Source organism: Isoptericola sp. S6320L (assembly GCF_023015685.1).
Classification (GTDB): domain Bacteria; phylum Actinomycetota; class Actinomycetes; order Actinomycetales; family Cellulomonadaceae; genus Isoptericola; species Isoptericola halotolerans_A.
Map to the genome: position 1 here is coordinate 25,149 of NZ_JALKAT010000011.1, position 22,616 is coordinate 47,764.

23 protein-coding genes are annotated in these 22,616 nt (G+C 73.5%); all 23 read right to left on the bottom strand.

What is annotated here, in order from left to right:
- Positions 1-109: 109 nt before the first annotated feature.
- Positions 110-409, bottom strand: a complete 300-nt coding sequence (locus MWU57_RS08490; protein WP_106268126.1) for a DUF2469 domain-containing protein — start codon at positions 407-409, stop codon at positions 110-112.
- 7 nt (positions 410-416) lie between these two features.
- Positions 417-1,250 carry a ribonuclease HII gene (locus tag MWU57_RS08495; RefSeq protein WP_246908744.1) on the bottom strand — a complete coding sequence of 278 codons (834 nt, stop codon included), beginning with the start codon at positions 1,248-1,250 and terminating at the stop codon, positions 417-419.
- Positions 1,247-2,047 carry a signal peptidase I gene (lepB, locus tag MWU57_RS08500; RefSeq protein WP_243401017.1) on the bottom strand — a complete coding sequence of 267 codons (801 nt, stop codon included), beginning with the start codon at positions 2,045-2,047 and terminating at the stop codon, positions 1,247-1,249. Before lepB ends, MWU57_RS08495 begins: the two co-directional genes overlap by 4 nt.
- Before the next feature lie 126 nt (positions 2,048-2,173).
- On the bottom strand, positions 2,174-2,530 hold the full coding sequence (gene rplS / locus MWU57_RS08505) for a 50S ribosomal protein L19 (protein ID WP_106268130.1): 357 nt from the start codon (positions 2,528-2,530) through the stop codon (positions 2,174-2,176).
- A 141-nt stretch (positions 2,531-2,671) separates the two neighbouring features.
- Positions 2,672-3,538: a tRNA (guanosine(37)-N1)-methyltransferase TrmD gene (trmD, locus tag MWU57_RS08510; RefSeq protein ID WP_246908746.1), complete on the bottom strand. Its 867-nt coding sequence runs from the start codon at positions 3,536-3,538 to the stop codon at positions 2,672-2,674.
- Position 3,539: 1 nt separating this feature from the next.
- Complete coding sequence (gene rimM, locus MWU57_RS08515; protein WP_246908748.1) at positions 3,540-4,115, bottom strand: ribosome maturation factor RimM; 576 nt, start codon at positions 4,113-4,115, stop codon at positions 3,540-3,542.
- A 103-nt stretch (positions 4,116-4,218) separates the two neighbouring features.
- Positions 4,219-4,458: an RNA-binding protein gene (locus MWU57_RS08520; RefSeq protein WP_106268136.1), complete on the bottom strand. Its 240-nt coding sequence runs from the start codon at positions 4,456-4,458 to the stop codon at positions 4,219-4,221.
- Positions 4,458-4,877 carry a 30S ribosomal protein S16 gene (rpsP, locus tag MWU57_RS08525; RefSeq protein ID WP_106268138.1) on the bottom strand — a complete coding sequence of 140 codons (420 nt, stop codon included), beginning with the start codon at positions 4,875-4,877 and terminating at the stop codon, positions 4,458-4,460. Before rpsP ends, MWU57_RS08520 begins: the two co-directional genes overlap by 1 nt.
- Before the next feature lie 218 nt (positions 4,878-5,095).
- The gene (locus MWU57_RS08530; RefSeq protein ID WP_246908750.1) at positions 5,096-6,208 is read right to left on the bottom strand and encodes an amidohydrolase family protein; all 1,113 of its coding nucleotides are present in this window, start codon (positions 6,206-6,208) and stop codon (positions 5,096-5,098) included.
- A gap of 20 nt (positions 6,209-6,228) precedes the next feature.
- The gene (gene ffh, locus MWU57_RS08535; protein ID WP_246908753.1) at positions 6,229-7,863 is read right to left on the bottom strand and encodes a signal recognition particle protein; all 1,635 of its coding nucleotides are present in this window, start codon (positions 7,861-7,863) and stop codon (positions 6,229-6,231) included.
- A 44-nt stretch (positions 7,864-7,907) separates the two neighbouring features.
- Complete coding sequence (locus MWU57_RS08540) at positions 7,908-9,755, bottom strand: HD domain-containing protein (RefSeq protein WP_246908754.1); 1,848 nt, start codon at positions 9,753-9,755, stop codon at positions 7,908-7,910.
- Positions 9,756-9,760: 5 nt separating this feature from the next.
- Positions 9,761-10,099: a P-II family nitrogen regulator gene (locus MWU57_RS08545; RefSeq protein ID WP_106268146.1), complete on the bottom strand. Its 339-nt coding sequence runs from the start codon at positions 10,097-10,099 to the stop codon at positions 9,761-9,763.
- Complete coding sequence (locus tag MWU57_RS08550; protein WP_106268148.1) at positions 10,096-11,370, bottom strand: ammonium transporter; 1,275 nt, start codon at positions 11,368-11,370, stop codon at positions 10,096-10,098. Before MWU57_RS08550 ends, MWU57_RS08545 begins: the two co-directional genes overlap by 4 nt.
- Before the next feature lie 200 nt (positions 11,371-11,570).
- The gene (gene ftsY, locus MWU57_RS08555; protein WP_246908755.1) at positions 11,571-12,719 is read right to left on the bottom strand and encodes a signal recognition particle-docking protein FtsY; all 1,149 of its coding nucleotides are present in this window, start codon (positions 12,717-12,719) and stop codon (positions 11,571-11,573) included.
- A 51-nt stretch (positions 12,720-12,770) separates the two neighbouring features.
- Entirely contained in the window at positions 12,771-13,106 is a 336-nt protein-coding gene (locus MWU57_RS08560; protein ID WP_246908756.1) for a hypothetical protein, read from the bottom strand.
- A gap of 11 nt (positions 13,107-13,117) precedes the next feature.
- Positions 13,118-16,687, bottom strand: coding sequence for a chromosome segregation protein SMC (gene smc / locus MWU57_RS08565; protein ID WP_246908757.1), 3,570 nt, complete (start codon positions 16,685-16,687; stop codon positions 13,118-13,120).
- A gap of 145 nt (positions 16,688-16,832) precedes the next feature.
- Complete coding sequence (ndk, locus tag MWU57_RS08570; protein ID WP_246908758.1) at positions 16,833-17,273, bottom strand: nucleoside-diphosphate kinase; 441 nt, start codon at positions 17,271-17,273, stop codon at positions 16,833-16,835.
- A 44-nt stretch (positions 17,274-17,317) separates the two neighbouring features.
- On the bottom strand, positions 17,318-17,761 hold the full coding sequence (locus MWU57_RS08575) for a DUF4233 domain-containing protein (RefSeq protein ID WP_246908759.1): 444 nt from the start codon (positions 17,759-17,761) through the stop codon (positions 17,318-17,320).
- Positions 17,758-19,455, bottom strand: a complete 1,698-nt coding sequence (locus MWU57_RS08580) for an MDR family MFS transporter (protein WP_246908761.1) — start codon at positions 19,453-19,455, stop codon at positions 17,758-17,760. The genes MWU57_RS08575 and MWU57_RS08580 overlap by 4 nt, the downstream gene beginning before the upstream one ends.
- A 71-nt stretch (positions 19,456-19,526) precedes the next feature.
- Positions 19,527-20,138 carry a TetR/AcrR family transcriptional regulator gene (locus MWU57_RS08585; protein ID WP_246908763.1) on the bottom strand — a complete coding sequence of 204 codons (612 nt, stop codon included), beginning with the start codon at positions 20,136-20,138 and terminating at the stop codon, positions 19,527-19,529.
- Positions 20,139-20,195: 57 nt separating this feature from the next.
- The gene (gene dhaM, locus MWU57_RS08590) at positions 20,196-20,966 is read right to left on the bottom strand and encodes a dihydroxyacetone kinase phosphoryl donor subunit DhaM (protein ID WP_246908764.1); all 771 of its coding nucleotides are present in this window, start codon (positions 20,964-20,966) and stop codon (positions 20,196-20,198) included.
- A complete protein-coding gene (gene dhaL / locus MWU57_RS08595) occupies positions 20,963-21,574 on the bottom strand; it encodes a dihydroxyacetone kinase subunit DhaL (RefSeq protein ID WP_246908834.1) in 612 nt (203 codons plus the stop codon). The genes dhaM and dhaL overlap by 4 nt, the downstream gene beginning before the upstream one ends.
- Before the next feature lie 32 nt (positions 21,575-21,606).
- Positions 21,607-22,602, bottom strand: coding sequence for a dihydroxyacetone kinase subunit DhaK (gene dhaK / locus MWU57_RS08600; RefSeq protein ID WP_106268162.1), 996 nt, complete (start codon positions 22,600-22,602; stop codon positions 21,607-21,609).
- Positions 22,603-22,616 lie beyond the last annotated feature (14 nt).

A 22,616-nucleotide genomic window follows, 5' to 3' on the forward strand; every position in this document is an offset into this window, starting at 1 on the left:
GTGGCGGGTGGTCGCGGCCGCCGTCTCCGTCCGGACCGGACCCGTGGACGGCCAGAGCCTGTGCACGGACTCGAGGCCGCTGGATCCCGCGGCCGTGACGGCCGGCGCGCTACAGGGCGATGTCGGCCTTCGCGAGCTCTTCGACGTTGACGTCCTTGAAGGTCACGACCCGGACCGACTTCACGAAGCGTGCGGAGCGGTAGACGTCCCAGACCCAGGCATCGGCCAGCCGCAGCTCGAAGTAGACCTCGCCGGCCGCCGAACGCACCTGGAGGTCGACCTGGTTCGCCAGGTAGAAGCGGCGTTCGGTCTCCACCACGTAGGAGAAGAGCCCGACGACGTCGCGGTACTCGCGGTAGAGCGCGAGCTCCATGTCGTTCTCGTAGTTCTCGAGGTCCTCGGCACTCACGCGGCCATCATCCCACCCGGGAGCGCAACGGCACGCCCGACCCGACGCTCACCTCGTCGAGCGTGACCACCTTGGGCTCCGGCGCGGCCGGGGTCGACGGCGGGTCGACGGCGGCCGCCGCGGTCGCGGCAGGGGCCGTGTCGTCCAGCACCCGCAGGTTCCAGGACCGCCGGTGCTGCGGCGTCGGTCCGTGCCGACGGAGCGCCTCCAGGTGAGCCGGCGCCGAGTAGCCCTTGTTCTGCTCCCAGGCGAAGGCCGGGTACTGGGCAGCGAGCCGGCGCAGCAGCCCGTCCCGCTCCACCTTGGCCAGCACGCTGGCCGCGGCGACCGAGGAGCACTGCAGGTCGGCCTTGACGAGGGTCCGCACCCCGGGCTCCGGGGCGTCGAGCGTGCGGCTCGGGTCCAGGTCCGCCGCCTCGAAGAGGTCCGCGTGCGGCCGGCTGAGCCAGTCGTGCGACCCGTCGAGCAGCACGACGTCGACGTCGCCCGCCGTGCGGCGCACCTGCGCGAGCGCGCGGCGACCCGCCAGGCGCAGCGCCGCGACGATCCCGTGCGCGTCGATCTCTGCCGGCCCGGCGTGCCCGACGGCCCAGGCCACGGCCCAACGACGCAGCGGGTCCACCATGCTCTCGCGCGCCGAGGGCGAGAGCAGCTTGGAGTCGGTCAACCCGCGCGGCGCCGTCCTCGTGCCGGCGTCGACCACGACCAGTCCGACGCTGACCGGCCCGGCCAGAGCGCCGCGGCCGACCTCGTCCATGCCGCCCACGAGCAGCGCGCCCTCGCCGATCAGGGCCCGTTCGGACCGCAGCGTGGGGCTGCGGCGGGTGCTGCGCACGCTCACGGCTCGGGCACCCCGTCGAAGACGTCGCCCGGGTTGCGCAGCACCCGGGCGTCGCCGAAGGGCCACACGATCACGAAGGCGGAGCCCACCACGTTGTCCATCGGGACGAACCCCCCGCCGGGCTTGCCCGTGTTGTACCGCGAGTCCTGCGAGTTCGGCCGGTTGTCCCCCATCACGAAGAGCATGTCGTCCGGCACGACCGTCTCGAACTCGGTCTCGCTGGGATCCACCCCCGGCGCGATGTACTCCGTCTCGTCGATAGCGACCCCGTTGACGCTGACGCGGCCCTCCGCGTCGCAGCACACGACCGTGTCCCCAGGAGTACCGACGACCCGCTTGATGAGGTGCTCGCCCGTGTCCTGCGGGAGCAGCCCGACGAACGTCGCGGCGTCGCGCACCGCGTTGCCGACCGGGCCTCGGTCCGGCGCCTCGTACGGCGGGAGCCACCCGCCCGGGTCCTTGAAGACGACGATGTCTCCGCGATGGACGTCCAGGGCGTCCGGGACGAGCCGGGAGACCATCACCCGGTCGCCGACCTGGAGCGTGTCCTCCATCGACGAGCTCGGGATGTAGAAGGCCTGGACGAGGAACGTCTTGATGAGCCAGGACAGGACCAGGGCGCTGATCACGATGATGGCCGTCTCGCGCAGCAGGCTCAGGCCTCCGCCCGAGCGCGCCGGTCGAGCCGCGGCGTGCGCGGGGACGGTCCCGGACCGCGTGGCGTCGGCCGGCGACCCGTCGACGGCATCGGGGTCCGGTGTGCCCTCGGGCTCGGGTCGGCGCTCTGCGGATGTCACAGGGTCGGAGTCTGCCACGTCCACACCCTGCCAGAAGCACGACCCCACCGCGAAACGCCGACGGGCGGCCCCTCCGCTGGAGGGACCGCCCGTCGGGACGCTCGGCGGGAGACCTCCCGCCACGGCTCACTTGGCCGGGGTCGCGCGCTTCTCGCGGATCTTCGCCTTCTTGCCGCGCAGGGCACGCAGGTAGTAGAGCTTCGCGCGACGGACGTCACCACGGGTGACGACCTCGACGGAGTCGACGGTCGGGGCGTGCACCGGGAAGGTGCGCTCCACGCCGACGCCGAAGCTGACCTTGCGGACGGTGAAGGTCGAGCCCACGCCGCTGTTCCGGCGGGCGATGACCACGCCCTGGAAGGCCTGGACACGAGAGCGGTTGCCCTCGACGACCTTCACGTTGACCTTGACGGTGTCTCCGGCACGGAAGTCCGGGATGTCGTCGCGCATCGCTGCCGCGTCGACGGAATCGAGCGTCTTCATGGTTGTCTCCCCACCCTGCCACAGGTCAGAGCAAGCTCTGGGCCCGCGCACGGCGGGCCGAAGTCTTGTCGAAGGTGGTGCACCGTCCTCGGCCCGATGGTCTCCCCTGTGGCAGAGTCCGGGCTGCGGCACACCAGCGCCCTATTCTGCCACACGCTCCAGGCGAGGGCCCGGTCGGGAGCCGTCCGGACCCTCGTGAGCCTCGCCACGCGCCCCGTCCACCGGCTCCACCACACGCCAGCCGAGGCCGGCCAGGATCTCGCGGTCGCGCGCGTCGAGCACGTCCGGGTCGAGCGCAGCCACCATGTCGGGGCGGCGTGCGGCCGTGCGCTCCAGGGCCCGGTCGCGACGCCACCGGTCGATGCGGGCATGGTGACCGGAGAGCAGCACCTCCGGCACCTCGCGTCCGTCCCAGGCCGGCGGTTTGGTGTAGACGGGATACTCCAGCAGCCCCGCCGCACCGTGGGACTCCTCGACCAGCGAGTGCGGGTTACCGACGACGCCGGGCAGCAGCCTGCCCACCGCCTCCACCATCACCATGGCCGCGACCTCGCCACCGTTGAGCACGTAGTCGCCGATCGACAGCTCGCTGACCCGGTGACCGGCGGCCCGGTAGTGCTCCGCCACCCGGGCGTCGATGCCCTCGTAGCGTCCGCAGGCCACCACCAGCTGGTCCTCGGTCGCGAGCTCCTCGGCGTGACGCTGCGTGAACACGTCGCCCGACGGCGTCGGCACGACCACGTGCGCGCCGCCCGTCCCGGCGCCGGTGTCCGCGGGCGGCTCCGGCAGCAGGTCGTCGAGCGCACGTCCCCAGACGTCGGGCCGCATGACCATGCCCGCTCCCCCACCGAAGGGCGTGTCATCCACGGTCCGGTGCCGGTCGGTGGTCCAGTCGCGCAGGTCGTGGACCCGCAGGTCGAGCAGCCCTGCCCGCCGGGCCTTGCCCACGAGCGACAGGTCGAGCGCGGCGAGGTAGTCCGGGAAGATGGTGACGACGTCGATCCGCACGTCAGGCCTCGTCCTCGTGCTCGTCGGATCCCTGCTCGGGGCCGTCCTCCGCCCGGTCGACGACGACGGCGCCGGCGTCCCGGGCCAGCAGACCACCGGGAGGGGTCAGCTGCACACGGCCGCCGGGCACGTCCACCACCGGCACGATCGCGTGCACGAAGGGCACGAGGGTCCGCTCACCACCGGTCTCGCGCAGCACCAGGACGTCGTGCGCTGGCAGGTGCTCCAGGCCGACGACCTCGCCCACGACCGTGCCGTCGGCGAGCTCGGCCCGCAGCCCGGCCAGCTCGTGCGGGTACCAGGCGTCCTCCTCGTCCGACTCCCCCGACTCGACCACGAGCTCGACGCCGCGCAGGGCCTCGGCCGATCCGCGGTCCGACGACTCGGCGAACTGGACGAGCCAACGGCCCTGATGCACGCGGGTCGCGGCGACCGTGAGCGGACCGGCGTCGGGCGGCACGGTCGCGAGGACCGCCCCGGTCGTGAACCGCTCCTCCGGGACGTCCGTCCGGACGTCGAGGGCAACCTCGCCGCGCAGGCCGTGGGCCTTGCCGATGCGAGCCACCACCAGCTCCATGTCTACTCCTCGTGGTCGGTCGGGCCTCGGCCCGGTGAACACGACGAGGCCCGGTCCCGTGGCGGGACCGGGCCTCGTCGGTGCTGCTCGTCGCTCTCGATGCTCAGCGGCGGTCGACGTCCACGACGTCGACGCGGACCGCGCCGTCGTTCGACAGCGCGCCGACGACGGTACGGAGCGCCTTCGCCGTGCGGCCACCGCGGCCGATCACCCGTCCGAGGTCGTCGGGGTGGACCCGGACCTCGAGCAGGTCACCACGGCGCTGCGTGCGTGCCGTGACCTGGACGTCGTCCGGGTTGTCCACGATGCCGCGCACCAGGTGCTCGAGAGCGTCCGCGAGCATCAGGCCTCGGCCTCAGCCTCGTCGGACTCCTCGGCCTTGGCGGCGGACTTCTTCTCGGCAGCCTTCGCCTTGGCCTTCTCGGCCTCCGCGTGGACGGCCTCGACGGCGGCGGAGCTGTCGCCCGCAGCCTGCTTGGTCCGCAGGGTGCCCTCGGCACCCGGCAGGCCCTTGAACTTCTGCCAGTCGCCCGTGACCCGCAGCAGGGCGGCGACCTGCTCGGTCGGCTGGGCGCCGACACCGAGCCAGTACTGGGCGCGCTCCGAGCTGATCTCGATGAGCGACGGCTCCTCGGTGGGGTGGTACTTGCCGATCTCCTCGATCACCCGACCATCACGCTTGGTGCGCGAGTCGGCGACGACGACGCGGTAGTACGGTGCCCGGATCTTGCCGAGGCGCTTCAGACGAATCTTGACGGCCACTGGTGTGGACTCTCCTGGTTCTGTGGGTGCGACCCGGACACGCGCGGGTGGGGTCCTGCGGGTGGGCGGGTCAGGACTTGGCCTGCGCAGGTGAGAGGGGCCTGGGCACGCCGAGTACCCCGCTATTGTGCCAGACGCCGGCGACCGGCCCAACCTCGGCTCGGTCACACCCGGGCACACCGTGCCGGACGCCGCCTGACGACCCGCTCAGGGCACCTTCACGGGGCCACGACACGTCCGCGCAGGACGACGGCGGTGGGGTGGCGCAGCACCTCGACGTCCTCGCGGGGGTCTGCCGGGTAGACGACGAAGTCGGCGCTCGAGCCCTCCACCATCGCCCCGTGGCCCAGGTAGGCGCGGGCCCGCCACGTCGCCATCGCGACGACCTCGGCCGGGGGGATGCCGGCGGCCACCAGCTCGGAGCACTCGTCGGCGATCCGGCCGTGGTCGATCGTGCCGCCCGCGTCGGTCCCGACGAGGAGCGGGATCCCGGCGTCGTACATCGCCCGGACCTGCTCGTACCGGCGTTCGTGCATCCGGCGCATCCGGGACGCGTAGACCGGGTACTTCCCGTCGGCCTGCTGCGCGATCGCCCCGAACTGGCCCACCTGCAGCAGCGTGGGCGTGACACGGATACCTCGCTGGGCGATCTCGGGCATGACGTCCGGCGTGATGCCGGTGCCGTGCTCGATGCCGTCGACCCCGGCGGTGAGCAGGTCGTCAATCACCTCGGTGGAGAACGCGTGCACGGTGACCCGTGCCGCCTCGGCGTGCGCGGCCGCGACCGCCTCGGTGAGCACGTCGACCGGCCACAGCGGACGCAGGTCGCCGTCGGGCCCCAGGTCACGGTCGATCCAGTCGCCGACGAGCTTGACCCAGCCGTCCCCGGCACTGGCCTGCTCGCGGACCACGCGGGGAAGGTCGGCGACGTCGTCGAGCTCGAGGCCGTAGTGGCGCAGATAGCGCTTGGGACGGGCCAGGTGGATACCCGCCCGCACGAGCCGAGGCAGGTCCGGTCGGCGCGACACCCAGGACGTGTCGAGAGGGGACCCGGCGTCACGGACCAGGAGCACGCCCGCGTCGCGGTCGGCCAGGGCCTGCTTGACCGCGGCGTCCTCGTCGACGGCTCCGCCGGCATCGAGCCCGACGTGGCAGTGCACGTCCACCAGTCCCGGGAGCACCCAGCCCTCGATCTGTGTGGCGGGGCTGCCCTGCGGCGTGGGCCGCAGAAGACTGAGCCGGCCGTCGCGGACCCACATCTCGCCGACCTCACGGTTGCCGTCGAGCAGGATGCGACCCGTGACGTGCAGGGGAACGTGCGGCACCGACATGACGGCAGCCTACCGGGGCGTCAGCGCCCCCCGCCGAGAAGCTTGCCCAGGTCGCCCGGCAGCTCGAGGTTCTCGAGGTCCTTGCCGGTCTGCTGGTCGTCCCCGCCGGTCACCCCGAAGGCCGAACCCGCCGGTGCCGGCTTCTTCGCCCCGCCGCCCAGCGCGCGCTGCATGGCCTCGCGCTCCTGCTGCGCCCGCTTGGCGGGGTTTCCGGACTTGCCCTTGACCTTCTTCTTGGGCTGCTGCTTGCCCCGCGACTTCTTGCCGCCGCCGGGCATCCCCGGCATCCCCGGCATGCCACCGGGCATCCCCGGCATCCCGCCGCCCTGAGACATCTGCCGCATCATCTTCTGTGCCTGCGTGAACCGGTCGAGGAGCCCGTTGACCGCAGCGGTCGTCTGGCCGGCCCCGCGCGCGATCCGGGCACGCCGCGAGCCGTTGATGATCTTGGGGTTGTCGCGCTCGGCCGGCGTCATGGACTGGATCAGCGCCTGGACCCGGTCGACCTCGCGCTCGTCGAAGTTCTCCAGCTGGTCGCGCATCTGCGCCATGCCCGGCATCATGCCGAGCATCTTCTTCATCGAGCCGAGCTTCTTCATCTGCTGCATCTGCACGAGGAAGTCGCTGAGCGTGAAGTCCTCGCCCTGGGCGACCTTGGCCGCCATCTTCTCGGCCTCGTCGGCGTCGAACGCCTTCTCGGCCTGCTCGATGAGCGTCAGCACGTCGCCCATGTCGAGGATGCGCGACGCCATCCGGTCCGGGTGGAAGACCTCGAAGTCCGTGAGCTTCTCACCCGTCGAGGCGAACATGATCGGTCGGCCCGTGACCTGGGCGACCGACAGCGCGGCACCACCGCGGGCGTCGCCGTCGAGCTTGGACAGGACCACGCCGGTGAAGTCGACACCCTCGGCGAAGGACTGGGCCGTGGTGACGGCGTCCTGACCGATCATCGCGTCGATGACGAACAGGACCTCGTCCGGCGTGATCGCCGAGCGGATGTCGGCGGCCTGCTGCATGAGGACCTGGTCCACACCCAACCGGCCGGCCGTGTCGACGATCACGACGTCGTGCTGCTTGCTCCGTGCCTCCGCGACGCCGTCGCGCGCCACACCGACGGGGTCCCCCACGAGGGCGGCGTCGGCCGTGTCGTGGTCCGAGGTGTTGCCCGGGTGCGGGGCGAAGACGGGCACCCCGGCGCGCTCCGCGACCACCGACAGCTGGGTCACGGCGTTCGGGCGCTGGAGGTCCGCCGCCACGAGGATCGGGGTGTGCCCCTGCTCCTTCAGGGCGAGGGCGAGCTTGCCCGCCAGGGTCGTCTTGCCGGCGCCCTGCAGGCCAGCGAGCATGATGACCGTCGGCGGGGTCTTCGCGAGCTGCAGCGGCCGGGTCCGGCCACCGAGGATGGTCACCAGCTCGTCGTTGACGATCTTGACGACCTGCTGCGCGGGGTTCAGGGCACCGGAGACCTCAGCACCGAGCGCACGCTCGCGCACGGCCGCGGTGAAGTGCCGCACGACGGGCACGGCGACGTCCGCGTCGAGCAGCGCACGGCGGATCTCGCGCACGGTCGCGTCGATGTCGGCCTCGGAGAGCCGTCCCCGACCGCGCAGGTTCTTGAACGTCGCGGTGAGCCGGTCCGACAGGGAGTTGAACACCAGGTGGTCCTCTTCGCGGGGTGGATGAAGTGCGGTCCCCTAGCCTACCGGCCGCCCTCGGTCGTCCCGGACGCCACCGCCAGGGCCGCCCGTGCGGCCCGGGTCAGCTGGTCGACGAGGCTCGCCCGCCAGCCGGTCCATCCGGCGGGACCGAGCGAGGAGGCGTCGCTCTCGGTGAGCGCGCGCAGCACCTCGAGCAGGTCGATCCGGTGATCGAGGCCCTCGAGCAGCCGTCGCACGGTCTGCGGGTCCTCGGGATCAGCGCTCGTGGCCAGCTGCGCGAGCAGCAGGTGCTGACGCACCAGGGTGGCCACGTCGTCGACGAACGCCTCGTCGAAGCCCATCCGCCGCACCACGTCCGGGGCGATCCGTGCGCCCTCCGCAGAGTGGTCGGAGATCTCGGCACGCCGCCGTTTGCCCAGGTCGTGGAGGATCGCGGCGACGAGCAGCAGGTCGGCCGGGAGGTGCTCCGGCGCGACGCCGCGGGCGAGCTGGCGCTTGCGGACCGCCGTCGCGAGGGCGGCCGTCTCGACGAGGTGCCGGTCGACCGTGTGACGGTGGATGGCGGCACGCTGCGGCTTGTTCCGGACGTCCGCCCACTCCGGGATCCAGGTGGTCACGGCGCCGGCGAGGTCGAGCGCCTCCCAGACGTGCACCTGCGAGGGCCCGGAGCCGAGCAGAGTGAGCAGGTGTGCGCGAGCGGCGCGCGGCCACGGCTCCGGCAGCGGCGGGCACCCGGCCAGCGAGTGCACGGTCACGGGCGAGAGCGCCAGCCCGGTCCGGGCCGCCGTGGCCGCCGCCCGCAGCGACAGCAGCGGGTCCTCGGCCGGCTGGGCGGTCACGGCCAGGACGAGCTCGCCGTCGTGCTCCACGAGCCCCTCGCCGACCGAGCGCAGCCGCGGGGGCTGCCGGCGGCCGCGCACCAGGACAGGTCGGCGTGCGGCGGGTCGCTGGAGCGCCTGGCGGGCGCGCCGCACCGTGGAGTCGAGCGCGAAGGAGATCTCGCGCCCGGCCGCAGCCAGGCTCGCCAAGAGCTCGTCGGGGTCGTCGTGGCCGGTCAGGCCGGCCACCTCGTCCAGGTCGGCGAGCAGCAGGCGGGTCGACCGACGGCGGGTCACGACCTGCAGGGCGTCCCGCACGTCGAGGAGGTGGGCGTAAGCCGTGTCCACGCGCCCGTGCGGCCGGTCGGTGAGCCACGTCGCGGCGAGGGCGGACAGCACGACGGCGTCACGGATGCCGCCGCGTGCCTCCTTGAGGTCCGGTTCGATGAGGTAGGCCAGCTCGCCGGAGCGCTCGGCACGCTCGCGCACCCCGGCCAGCAGCTCGGGGAGCCGACGTCGCGACGCGGACCGCCAGTCGGTGAGGATCCCGGACGCGGCGCGGTGCACGACGACCGCGTCCCCCGCGACGGGCCGGACGTCGAGCCAGCCGACGGCCGCCGGCAGGTCGCGCGTCGCGAGCTGCCGCGTCTGTGTCAGCGAGCGGACGGCGTGGTCGATGTCGACCCCGGAGTCCCACAGCGGGTACCAGAGCCGCTCGGCGACCTCGGCCAGCTCCGCCGGCTTGTGGGAACGACCGTCGTGGACGAGGACGAGGTCGAGGTCGGACAGCGGCCCGAGCTCGCCGCGACCCAGGGAGCCGACGGCGGCCAGCGCGATGCCCGTCGGCTCGATCCCGGCGGTGGCCTCCGCGTAGAGGGCGGCCAGGCGCCCGGTCACGATCTGCTGGAGCGCGGCCCGGCGCGCGACGCCGGAGCGCCCCGGTCCGCTGAGGTCGGCGGCGGCGGCGAGCAGGTCCTGGCGGAGCCCCACGACAGGGCCCCGCACCCCGGGACCGGGGTGCGGGGCCTGCTGCTGCGCGGGGCCGCCGTCCGTCGAGGGGAGGTCGGCCATCGGCGTCAGAGCGCGGCGTCGCCGTGCTCGCCGGTACGGACGCGGGCGACGTCGTCGACCGGCACCGTCCAGACCTTGCCGTCACCGATCTTGCCCGTCTGGGCCGCACCCACGACGACGTCGACGATCGCCGCGGCGTCCTCGTCGGCGATGAGCACCTCGATCCGGACCTTCGGGACGAGGTCCACCGTGTACTCGGCACCGCGGTAGACCTCGGTGTGGCCCTTCTGGCGACCGTAGCCGCTGGCCTCGCTGACGGTCATGCCGCGGACGCCGGCGGCCTCGAGGGCCGACTTCACGTCGTCGAGACGATGGGGCTGGATGACTCCCGTGACGAGCTTCATGCTCGGACCTCCTTGATGACGGAACCCTGCTGGATCGTCTCGTACGCCGACTCGCTGTGCACGGCCAGGTCGATACCGTTGACCTCGACGTCCTCCGAGACGCGCCAGCCCATGGTGGGCTTGAGGATGATCGCCAGGATGTAGGTGACGACGGCCGAGAACGCGACGGCGACCACGGCGATGATGGCCTGGACGGCCAGCTGGTTGACGCCGCCACCGTAGAACAGGCCGGTCTCCGTGGCGAGGAAGCCGATCGCCAGCGTGCCCCACAGGCCGGAGACCAGGTGCACGCCCACGACGTCGAGCGAGTCGTCGAAGCCCAGCTTGAACTTCAGCCCCACCGCGAAGGCGCTCAGCACACCGGCGACGGCCCCGAGCAGGATCGAGCCGAGCGGGCTGACCGAACCGGCTGCGGGCGTGATGGCGACCAGGCCGGCCACGACACCCGAGGCGGCACCCAGCGAGGTCGCCGAGCCGTCACGGATCTTCTCCACGACGAGCCAGCCGAGGACGGCGGCCGCGGTCGCGGTGGTGGTGTTGACCCAGGCAAGGCCCGCGAAGCCGTCGGCGGTGAAGGCCGAACCGCCGTTGAAGCCGAACCAGCCGAACCACAGCAGGGCGGCGCCGAGCATCACGAGAGTCAGGTTGTGCGGACGCATCGGCTCGGTGCCGAAGCCCTTGCGCTTGCCGACGACCAGGGCGAGCACCAGCGCAGCGGCACCGGCGTTGATGTGCACCACCGTGCCACCGGCGAAGTCGATCGGCGCCGCGATCGACGCGAACGGACCGTCGCCGGACAGGAGGCCACCGCCCCAGACCATGTGCGCCATCGGGAAGTAGGCGAAGGTGACCCAGAGGGCCACGAAGACCATCCAGGTGCCGAACTTCACACGGTCGGCGATCGCACCGGAGATGAGTGCGACGGTGATGATGGCAAAGGTTGCCTGGAAGCCGACACCGACGATGCCCGGAACACCGAAGTCGTCGATGATGAACTCGCCGGCGTCGTCATAGATCGCGCCCTGCAGCGCGAACTGGTCGAACGGGTTGCCGACGATCCCGCCGATGTCGCTGCCGTAGGACATCGACCAGCCCCACAGGACGTAGATGACTGCCGTGACGGCGATGGCGCCGAACGACATCATCATCATGTTCAGGACGGACTTGCCGCGAACCATGCCTCCGTAGAACAACGCCAGGCCCGGCGTCATCAGGAGCACGAGCGACGCTGACGTCAGCATCCACGCGGTTGCCCCGGTATCCAGCTCCATTGTCCAACTCCCCTCGCCGACCCGTGTGGCCGGTCGAGGACCACCGTGGCGGCGCGGGGTTTCCACTGGACAGAGGTCGTGTTACAGCCGTGTCACAGACGACGCAGCCGCGTAAACATCGGGTTTCTGTCCACAGTGCGAGACGTTCGGCGCCCGACCGTGATCATCCCGTGACCCGACCGAGACCTCGGCGCGACCGGTCAGCCGAGCAGCCCGTCGACGAACTGCTCCGGGTCGAACGGCGCCAGGTCGTCCGGCCCCTCACCGAGGCCGACCAGCTTGACCGGCACGCCCAGCTCGCGCTGCACCGCCACGACGATCCCGCCCTTGGCGGTGCCGTCCAGCTTGGTGAGCACGATGCCCGTCACGCCGGCGACCTCGCCGAAGACCTTGGCCTGCTGCATACCGTTCTGCCCCGTGGTGGCGTCCAGCACCAGGAGGACCTCCCCGAGCGGCGCCTCGCGGGTGATCACCCGGCTGATCTTGCCGAGCTCGTCCATGAGGCCGGCCTTGTTCTGCAGCCGGCCGGCCGTGTCGACCAGCACGACGTCGACGTCGTCGCGCGAGCCCTTCGCCACGGCGTCGAACGCGACGGCCGCCGGGTCGGCGCCCTCGCGGTCCGAGCGCACCGTCTCCACGCCCACGCGGGCGCCCCAGGTGGTGAGCTGGTCCGCCGCGGCGGCCCGGAAGGTGTCGGCGGCACCCAGCACCACCGTGCGGCCCTCCGCGACGAGCACCCGGGCGAGCTTGCCCACGGTGGTGGTCTTGCCGGTGCCGTTGACGCCCACGACGAGGACGACGGCTGGCTTCGCCACGCCGTCGACGACCGGCCGGGTCGTGGCGATGGTCCGGTCCATGGTGGGGTCGACGACGTTCAGCAGCTCCGAACGCAGCAGCTCGCGCACCGCGGCCGGCTCGCGCACGCCCTCGACGCGCACCCGGGTGCGCAGCGCCTCGAGCAGCTCGCCCGCCGGCCCGGCCCCGATGTCCGCGAGCAGCAGCGTCTCCTCCAGCTCGTCCCAGTCGTCCTCGGTGAGGTCGGTGCGCGACAGGACGCTCAGCAGGCGCGCGCCGAGCGGCGAACCGGAGCGTGCGAGACGGTCGCGCAGCCGGACCATCCGCCCCGCGACGGGAGCGGGCGTCTCCAGCGCCGGGGCCGTGGGTGAGGTCTCCACCGGCGCGACGTCCGGTGGTGCGAGCGTGTCCTGCGGGGCCTCGTCCACGGCGGTCGGCGCGCCGTCGTCGCCCTTGCCGCGCCGGCGCAGCCGCGGGGCGACGAGCGCGGAGCCGACGCCCGCGAGGAGGAGGACGCCGAGAACTATCCAGAGCCAGAGAAGATCATCAGTCACGGTCCCCAAGTCTCCCAGACCGTGCGTCGCCCCGTGCGTCGGCGCGGCGTGTCAGACGCCGCGCACGCCGGGGCCGCCGGGGCGCGGGGTGCCGTGGAACGGCGTGCTGACCCGCTCCTGGGCGCGCTGCAGCACGCCGGACAGCTCGTCGGCGTCCACGTAGGCGGGAGCGTCCTCGACGGTCGCCGCGAAGAAGGCGTCCATGTCGGTGTCGACCGGCTCGGGAGCGGCGGTCCGACGACGGCGGCTCAGCCCGGCACGGAAGTCCCGCAGGAACGCGCGCACGCCACGGACGTCGTCGTCGTCGCGCTTCTCCATGACGTTCGCCACCAGGAACACGGCCGCGGCGACGAGGAGCGAGACGAGGATCCACACGACGAGGGCCATGGCAGCCATTGTCACCCCGCCTCCGCCGCTTCGCGCAGCCGCTGCGAGATGACGGTCGTCACACCGTCGCCGCGCATCGTGACGCCGTAGAGCGCGTCCGCGACCTCCATCGTGCGCTTCTGGTGCGTGATGACCACGAGCTGGGAGTCCTCCTGCAGCTCGCGGAAGATCTCGAGCAGGCGGCCCAGGTTGACGTCGTCGAGCGCGGCCTCGACCTCGTCCATGACGTAGAACGGGCTCGGGCGCGCCTTGAAGATCGACACGAGGAACGCCACCGCCGTCAGCGAGCGCTCCCCGCCCGACAGCAGCGACAACCGCTTGACCTTCTTGCCGGCCGGGCGCGCCTCCACCTCGATGCCCGTGGTGAGCAGGTCGCCGGGCTCGGTCAGCACGAGCCGGCCCTCGCCGCCGGGGAACAGCCGCGCGAAGACCCGCTCGAACTGTGCCGCGGTGTCCTGGTACGCCTCGGCGAAGACCTGCTGGACCCGCTCGTCGATCTCGGCCACGATCTGCAGCAGGTCCTCGCGCGAGCCCTTGAGGTCCGCGAGCTGCTCCGTGAGGAACCGGTGGCGCTCCTCCAGCGCGGCGAACTCCTCCAGGGCGAGCGGGTTGACCGTGCCGATGCGCTTCAGCGCGCGCTCCGCCGCCGCGAGCCGCTTCTCCTGCTCGGCGCGCACGTACGGCACGGGGTCGGGGTCCGGGTCGTCCTCGGCGGCGTCCGCAGGCCGGGGCACGGGTACCTCGCGGTGCGGGCCGAACTCCTCCACCAGGGACTCCGGCTCGGTCCCGAGCTCCTCGACCGCGCGGGTACGGAGCTGCTCGAACCGGGCCACCTGCTGCGCGCGGGCGACCTCGTCGCGGTGCGCCACGTCGGTCAGGTCGCGCAGCTCGCCGGACAACCGGTCCACGTCCGCCCGCACGGCGTCGACCTCGGCGCGCTGCTCCTCCCGCTCCGCCTCGGCCGCGGCCCGCTCGGCCGCGGCCCGCTCCGTCGAGCGGGCCAGTGCCTCGAGGGCCGTGGCGACGTCGCCCCGCACGCCGGCGGCGCGGTCGGCCTCGGCCGCCCGTCGCCGTGCCCGCGCGGCCGCCTGCTCCCGTGCCTGGCGTTCGCGCTCGGCGGCCCGCGCCAGCCCCTGGGCACGGCCCGCGACCGCCCGGGCACGTTCCTCGGCCGTCCGCAGCGTCAGCCGCGCCTCGGTCTCTTCCTGACGGGCGGCGCCGGCGGCGCGCTGTGCGACGTCCCGCGCCTCGGTGGCGGCGGCGATGTCCTCCTCGGACCTTGTCGGCTCGGCCTCGGCCACCTCCAGACGGTGGACGAGGTCGTCGAGCGCGGCGGCATCCTGGTGCCGCCGCTCGGTCGCCTCCGCCAGGGCCGTCCGGTGGCGCTCGGCCTCGGCCTGCGCGCCGGTGCGGGCGGAACCCAGCGTCCCGAGCTGTTCGGCGACGGCCGCCATCGCCGCGTCGGACTCGTGCAGCCGGTCGAGCGTCTCGTCGTGGCGCGTCTGCGCCGCCTCGAGCGCGGCGCGGGCCCCGACCAGGTCCTCGCGTCCCTGCTCGCCCCGCGCGACGGCGTCGTCGAGTCCCGCACGGGCCTCCTCCAGCGCGCTGGTCAGGTGCAGCACGCTCGGTGCCGCGGCCGAGCCGCCCGACGCACGGGTCGCGGCGAGCAGGTCGCCGGCCCGGGTGACCGCCACGGTCGTGGGGTGCGCCGCGACCAGGGCACGGGCCTGCGCGAGGTCCTCCACCACGACGACGGCGGCGAGCAGGTGCCGGAGCGCCGCCGCCGCCGGCCCCGTGGCGGTCACGACGTCCACCCCGCGGCGCGCGCCGTCGGGCAGCGGGACCTCCGGCGGCGCGGGCGCGGCGCCGTCCGACCCGCCGACGACCAGTCCGGCGCGTCCGGCGTCGTCGTCGCGCAGGAGCCGCAGCGCATCGACCGCCGCCCCGAGGCTCTCGACCGCGACGGCGTCGGCCAGCGGGCCGAGCGCGGCCGCGACCGCCTCCTCGTAGCCGGCCTCCACACCGAGGAGCGACGCCACCGAGCCGAGGACGCCGGCCGGGTCGGCGGCGAGCAGCGCGCCCGCGCCGTCCTTGCGGTCCAGGCTCAGGCTCAACGTCTCGACCCGCGCGGACCAGGTGGCGCGCTCCGTCTCGGCGGCGGCGACCCGCTCCTCGAGGCGTTCGACGGCGGAGCGCGCCTCCGTCAGCGCGGCGACCGCCCGCTCGTGGTCGGCGTCGAGGCCCTCCTCGCCGGCCTCGGCGCCCAGCACGTCGCGCTCGAGCTCGGCGAAGCGTGCCGCGGCCTCCTCGGCCCGGCGTTCCGCCGCGGCGAGGCCGGCCTGCACGCGCTCGATCTCGGCGTCGGCGGCCTCGACGCGGCTACGCCGGGCGGCGACCTGACCGGACAGGCGGGCGAGTCCCTCCCGTCGGTCGGCGGCGCCGCGCAGGAGGGTGGCGAGCTCCTTCTCGGCGGCCGCGGCCGCCGCCTCCGTGTCACCGCGGGCGGCGACGGCGCCCTCGAGCGCCGTCCGGGCGATCTCCACCTCGCGCTCGAGCTCGGCCTCGGAGGCGCGAGCACGTTCGGCCTGGGCCTCGAGCTCCTCGGGGTCCTGGCCGCGGTGCTCCGGCTCGGCGGTCCCGAGCAGCCGGACCCGCTCGTCGGCCAGCGAGGCCAGCCCCCGCAGGCGCTCCCGGACGGCCCCGAGCCCGTGGAACGTGTCGGTGGCCCGCGAGGCGGCCCTGGCCGAGGCGGCGGCCGCCACCTCCAGCCGGGCCAGGCGCTGCCGGGCGACGCCGAGAGCGTCCTCCGCGGCTCGGCGGCGCTCGGCGAGGGCCGCCTCGTCAGCACGCTCCTGCTCGAGCTGCGCGCCGAGCTGGGCGAGGTCGTCGGCCAGCAGCCGCGCCCGGGCGTCCCGCAGGTCGGACTGCACGGTGCGCGCCTTGCGGGCCGCCTCCGCCTGCCGGCCCAACGGCCCGAGCTGGCGGCGCAGCTCCGTGGTGAGGTCGGTGAGGCGGGCCAGGTTCCCGGCCATCGCCTCGAGCTTGCGCAGCGCCTTCTCCTTGCGCTTGCGGTGCTTGAGGACTCCCGCGGCCTCCTCGATGAAGCCTCGGCGCTCCTCCGGGGTGGCACGCAGCACCTGGTCGAGCTGCCCCTGGCCGACCACCACGTGCATCTCGCGGCCGATCCCCGAGTCGCTGAGGAGCTCCTGGATGTCCAGCAGCCGGCACGAGCTGCCGTTGATCGCGTACTCGGAGCCGCCGCTGCGGAACAGCGTGCGAGAGATCGTCACCTCGGTGTAGTCGATCGGCAGGGCACCGTCCGTGTTGTCGATGGTCAGCGACACCTCGGCCCGGCCCAGCGGCGGGCGCCCCGCGGTGCCGGCGAAGATGACGTCCTCCATCTTGCCGCCGCGCAGCGACTTGGCGCCCTGCTCGCCCATCACCCAGGACAGCGCGTCGACGACGTTCGACTTGCCGGAGCCGTTGGGGCCGACGACGCAGGTGATGCCGGGCTCCAGGCTCAGCGTCGTCGCCGAGGCGAACGACTTGAAGCCCCGGAGCGTCAGCGTCTTGAGGTGCACGTGGCCGAGGGTATCCGCCGCGGCGCCCGATCCCGAGCACCCGGGACGGCGTTCCCCGCAGCTGGTGGCGTCCGGAGCCGCGGCGGGCGGGAGGCGCGGCCGCCCGGGGTCCCGGGTGCCGCGGCCTCCCGCCCGCGGTGGAGGATCAGAAGGTCGGGAACCAGAGGGCGATCTCGCGCTCGGCGGACTCCGGGGAGTCGGAGCCGTGCACCAGGTTCTGCTGGACCTTCAGTCCCCAGTCCCGGCCGAGGTCGCCGCGGATGGTGCCGGGGGCGGCGGCCGTCGGGTCGGTGGCACCGGCCAGCGAACGGAAGCCGGGGATGACGCCCTGCCCCTCGGCCACCACCGCGAGGACGGGGCCGGAGAGCATGAACTCCACGAGCGGGGCGTAGAACGGCTTGCCCTCGTGCTCGGCGTAGTGCTGGGCGAGGAGCTCGGGCGTGGCGTTCTTCAGCTCGACGGCCGTGAGCGTGTAGCCCTTGGCCTCGATGCGCCGCAGGATCTCACCGGACAGGCCGCGGCGGACGCCGTCGGGCTTGACGAGGACGAGGGTGCGCTCGGGCGCGGGCGTGGTTGCTTCGGTCATGGCCGTCACCCTATCGGCCGCGGCCGGCACGCCGACCATGGGCCTCAGAGGTTCGGGGCCGTCTCCGGATGGGACGCGTCGTACTCGGCGCGCTCCCGGTCGATCCGTCCGCCGAGCCGCAGCGAGACCACCCACATCGCGACGAAGACGGCTCCGACGACGAACATCATCGGCAGCAGCAGACCCATCGCGAGCACCGGGACCTGGGCGACCGACCCCGCCACGTAGCCACCGGGACGCGCGACCATCCGCGACAGCAGGACGAGCATGAGGAAGAGCACGCCGGTGACCGTCCAGAGCGCGGCGGTGGACCCGAGGACCAGGGGCCCACGCTCGTAGGTCGAGTCCCGCAGCCCGTACAGCGCGAGGGCGGCGAACAGCACGGCGAAGGCCTCGAGCTGCAGCACCGTGGCGGCGAACTGCACCTTGGCAGGCTTGCGCGGCTTGATCGTGTCGCCCGGCCGGGGGCGGTCGTCCTTCTTGCTCACCCGTCCACGATATCGGTCGGTGCGGCGTCGTGGTGCCCGACGGCGGCACCCGCCGTCCCGACCGGCACCTCCGACCGCTCGGCCGCCCGCTCGCCGACCGCCTCCTGACGCGCCGCGACCTTGGCCGGGTCCTCGATCGCCTCGCCGCGCGCCACCATGCCGGCCACGTCGGACAGCTTGATCACCGGCAGGAACAGCGCGAGGACGAAGCCGACCAGCACCAGGGGCACCAGGTACCAGAACGACGGCGCCAGGGCGTCGGCGTAGGCGTCGACGACGCCGGAGTGCAGGGGCTCCGGGAGGGCGGCGACCATCGCGGGCGTGAGCCTCGCCTCCGCACCGGCCCCGACGTCGGGCGCCCCGGCGAACACCTGGCCGAGGTTGTCGGTGAGGCGCGAGGTGAAGATCGTGGTGAACAGGGCGACGCCCACGGAGGCACCGACCTCGCGGAAGAAGTTGTTCGCGCTCGTCGCGGTACCGAGCTCGCTCGGGTCGACCGCGTTCTGCACCGCGAGCACCACGACCTGCATGACCAGGCCCATGCCGGCGCCCAGCGTGAAGATCATCGCGCCGAAGACCCACATGGAGGTGTCACCCGCGAGCGTGGTCAGCCACACCATGCCGACGGCGACGATCGCCAGGCCCGCGATCGGGTAGGCCTTGTACCGGCCCGACTTCGCGACGGCGAAACCGGACACGATCGAGGTCAGCATGACGCCGACCATCATCGGCAGCATGAGCCAGCCGGACTCGGTGACGCCGGCACCGGTGGACATCTGCAGGAACGTCGGCAGCATCGCCATCGCGGAGAACAGCCCCATACCGAGCACGAGGCCGATCAGCGTGGTGATCGTGAAGGTCCGGTTCTTGAACAGGCGCAGCGGGATGAGCGGCTCGGCGGCGCGGTTCTCGGCGAGCACGAACGCCCCGACCGCCGCCACGGTCAGCGCCACGAGGCCGAGCAGGCGGCCGTCGGTCCAGTCGTAGCCACCGTCCGCGAGGGACTCCCAGCTGGTGATGAGCACGATGCCCGTGGTGGCCACGGCCATGGAGACGATCCCGGCCCAGTCGACCGGTCGGGACGAACGGTGCGACGGCAGGCGCAGCGCGAACCATGCGATGGCGAAGGCCGCGAGCCCGACCGGGATGTTGATCCAGAACGCCCAGCGCCAGCCCGGGCCCTCGGTGAGCCAGCCGCCGAGCAGCGGCCCGAGCACGGCCGAGACGCCGAAGAGCGCGCCGAGCGGACCCATGTACTTGCCGCGCTCCGAGGCCGGCACGATGTCGGCGATGATCGACTGCGAGAGGATCATGAGTCCACCGCCGCCGAGGCCCTGCACCGCTCGCCACGCGACGAGCGTGAGCATGGAGTCGGCCATGCCGGCTCCGGCGGAGGCCACGGTGAACAGCCCGATGGCGACGAGGAACGGCCAGCGCCGGCCGTACAGGTCGCCGAACTTGCCGTACAGGGGCATGCCGATGGCCACGGCCAGGATGTAGGCGGTGACGACCCAGCCCTGGTGGGCGACGCCGTCGAGCTCGCCCACGATGGTGGGCATCGCCGTCGAGACGATCGTCTGGTCCAGGGAGGACAGGAACATCGACGCCATGAGGGCGCCGAAGATCAGCCAGATCGTGCGCTGCGTCAGGACGACGAGCGGCTTGTCCGGCGCGGGGGCGGGGGCGTGGGCCATGGCGGTACCTCGTTCGGGGCGGAGTGCTGGCGGTGCGGGAGGAGCCGGGCGGGCCGGCAGGAGAGCGTGGGTCAGGCGTTGACGACGGCGGCGATCTTGGCGAGCGCGGCCGGCAGGTGCTCGGTGACGTCGCCGTGGCGGCCGCCGGCGTCCCAGTCGTCGAGCGCGGCGCGGACCAGGAAGAAGACGACCATGGTGCACGTGGCCGGGTCGGTCGGCAGCGGCCGGCAGGCGTGCCGCTCGGTGAACAGGTCCTCGACCTGGTTCTTGTGCCGCTCGAACCAGGCGAAGTGGTGCGCGAGGAGCCGCGGCTCGGCCTGCATGAGCTCCAGGACGCGCGCGGGTGCGTGCGGGTCGGACCCGGCGACGGCCCCGAGCAGCGCTGCCGCCAGGACCTCGAGGTCGGCGGTGAGCCGTCCCGTCGGCCCGCCGGCGACGAACTCGCCGCGGAACCCGGCGTCGAGGTCGAACGACCCCTGGCCGAGCACGGCGTCGTCCTTGGACTCGAAGTAGTTGAAGAACGTGCGCGGGGAGATCCCGGCCGCCTCGGCGATCGCCTCGACGGTGACCGCGTCGAACCCGTGCGCGAGCACGAGACGCTGCGCGGCGTCCACGATGGCGTCGGCCCGGGCGCGCTTCTTGCGCGCCCGCAGGCCGGTGTCGTCGACAGGGTTGGCGTTCACACCACAATCATGCACCCGCTGCAAGTTTGCACCAAGTGCAATGTTGCGTGGGCTACCTCACAGCTCGCCGAACCCGCCCTGCACCAGCCCGGCGACGACGGCGGCTGCGGCCTCCGCGTCGGGACCGCGCGCTGCGATCGTCACCACGTCACCCGCCGACGTCCCCAGGGACATGAGCTGCAGCACGCTGGTGGCGTCGGCGCCGTTGATCGTGACCGGGACGCCCAGATCGGCGACGGACCGGGCCACCACCGCGGCGGGTCGGGCGTGCAGACCGAGCGGGTTGCGCACCTCGACCGTCACGCTCACCTGGTCGGCATCGCCCGACGACGTCGGATCCGGCACCGGGATCGCCTCGCCCGACGCACGCGTCCCCACGACCGCCGGGCTGTCGGCCGTCCCGGACCCGGGGGCCTGGACCAGTTGGAGCACCGGCTCCGGACCGATGGACAGCACCGCCGACTCCGCGGCCTCGGCGACGGCGTCCAGGCCGGCGCCCTGCTGAGCCGTCACGGCCGCGGCGACCGCACCCTCGACGAACGGCGCGGAGACGAGTCGCACCCTGGGTGGCAGCTCGGGGTCCAGCTCGAGCGCGGACTCGACCGTCAGGACGGCGGAACCCAGGTCGGCCAGCACCACGACGCCGTCCGCCGCCGCCAGCGCGGCGGACAGCGCGTCCTGGACCCGCGGCAACGACGTGCCCAGCCCGCCGTCGGGATCGCCGGCCGCGCACCGGAGCTCCACGTCCGGCGCCATCTGCCGGGCGAGCTCGGCCGTGCCGTCGGCGAGCATCGCCGAGTGCGCGACGAGGACCAGTCCGACGCTCACGCGCCGCGTCCCTCCGCGGCGGCGACGGCCGCCGCCAGGATGATCGCCGTCGAGCGCGCGCCCGGGTCCTGCGTGCCCGCGCTGCGCTCGGCCAGGTACGAGGCCCGGCCCTTCGTCGCCACGAGCGGGATGGTCGCCTCCGCCCCGGTCGCCGCCGCGGCGGCCGCCGCACGCAGGACGTCGATCCCGTCCTCGGCGTCCTCGGCCTGCTCGGCGGCCTCCGCCGCGGGCTGCCAGGCGTCGACCATGGTCTTCTCCCCCACGGTGGCGCGGCCGCGCGCCACGATCCCCTCCAGCGCGGCCTCGACGAGCGCGACGACGCCGCTCGAGGGCAGGTCGGCGCGGTCGGTCACCTTGGACGCACGCAGCAGCGCCGTGCCGTAGAGCGGCCCGGCGGCCCCTCCCACCGTGGACATCATGGTGGTGGCGGCGAGGCGCAGCACCTGCCCGACCGTCTCCCGAGGTGCCTGGGCAGGGTCGTCCAGACGTTCGACGACGGCACTCAGCCCACGGTCCATGTTGACGCCGTGGTCCCCGTCGCCGATCCGCCGGTCGAGCTCGGTGAGCTCGTCCCGCGCGTCACGGACGTCCGCGGCGGCGGCGTGCATCCAGCGTTCGGCCCAGGCGACATCCAGCACGGTCACCACCGTAGCGCCGGTGTGTGCACCGGGGCGTCCCACAGCTCGGTCAGCTCGTCGTCGAGCCGCAGCACGGTGACCGACGCACCTTGCATCTCCAGCGAGGTCACGTAGCTGCCGACCAGGGAGCGCGCCACCTCGACGCCGCGCTCGGCGAGGAGGTCGTGGGCGCGCGCGTAGACGACGTAGAGCTCGCTCAGCGGCGTGCCGCCCATCCCGTTGACGAACAGCAGCACCCGTTCGCCCGACGCCAGCTCCAGGTCCTCGGCGACCGGGTCCAGCAACCGCCGGGTGATGTCGTGCGCCCCGGACGCGGTCACGCGGTGCCTGCCCGGCTCACCGTGGATCCCGATGCCGATCTCGACCTCGTCGTCGGCCAGCTCGAAGCCCGGGCGGCCCACGTGCGGCACGGTGCACGCCGTCAGCGCGACCCCCATGGTGCGGACCCCGGCGACGACTCGCTCGGCCAGCGCAGCCACCGTCGCCAGGTCGTCACCGCGGGCGGCGGCCGCGCCGGCGATCTTCTCGACCGCGACCGTCCCGGCGACACCCCGGCGGCCCGCCGTGTACAGCGAGTCCTCGACCGCGACGTCGTCGTTGACGACGACGCTGGCGACCTCGATGCCCTCGGCCTCCACCAGCTCGACCCCGGTCTCGAAGTTCAGCACGTCGCCCGTGTAGTTCTTGACGATCGCGAGCACGCCCGCACCGCCGTCGGCCGCCTGCAGCGCGGCCGAGACCTGGTCCGGGGTCGGCGACGTGAACACCGCGCCCGGCACGGCCGCGTCGAGCATCCCGGCACCGACGAACCCGGCGTGCAACGGCTCGTGGCCGGAGCCACCACCGCTCACGACGGCGACGCGGCCCGGCGGCGTCCCGCCGGCGCGCAGCACGAACGTCGGGTCGAACCGCACCTCGACGGCGTCGGCGTGCGCGAGGGCGAACCCTCGCAACGAGTCGTCGACGGCCTGCGCCGGGTCGTCCAGCAGCTTCTTCATCACGGCCTCCCGAG